Origin of the sequence: Campylobacter troglodytis (assembly GCF_006864425.1) — a bacterium.
In the GTDB taxonomy this organism is placed as follows: domain Bacteria; phylum Campylobacterota; class Campylobacteria; order Campylobacterales; family Campylobacteraceae; genus Campylobacter_D; species Campylobacter_D troglodytis.
The window spans coordinates 1-487 of the sequence record NZ_QHLI01000246.1; the positions used below are offsets into that span (position 1 = coordinate 1).

The window sequence follows — 487 nt, forward strand, 5'->3', positions numbered from 1 at the left end:
GAGGTTTCAAGCTCATTTTTTTGTATCAGCTCTATGGCTTGTGAAAAAGCCTTTTGGTTTATTGCTTGATTTAGCCTTAGTTTATGTGCTTTTTGTTTTATTAGATCTATATTTTTAGAGCCAAGAGTATATATTATATACGCTAAGCCAAGCTCCTCACATAAAAGCTCTTTAAAAGAGCCTAGCTTTGATCTTATAATGGCTTTTACAAGCCTTTTACTTAGATCAAAGCCACTTAGATCAAAAAGCAGATCACTAAAAGGAAAAAACGAGTTAATGAAATCCTTCAAAAGAAACTCAAAGGCAAGGCTTGGCTTGAATTTAACTTTTTTTGTGCTAAGATCTTCTTCAATGCCTTTAAGTGCTTCTTCTAAGCTTTTTAAATTTGCATCTTGGATATTTTCTTTAAAATTCAAGCCTTGATTAAATTCTTGCAAAAGCTCTTCAAAGGCTTTTTCATACTCTTGTTGATCTTTTGTGTCTTCAA

1 protein-coding gene is annotated in these 487 nt (G+C 32.0%); it reads right to left on the reverse strand.

From position 1 onward, the window contains the following. Positions 1-487: hypothetical protein (locus DMC01_RS14300; protein WP_185908989.1), on the reverse strand; the 487-nt coding region annotated here is incomplete at both ends.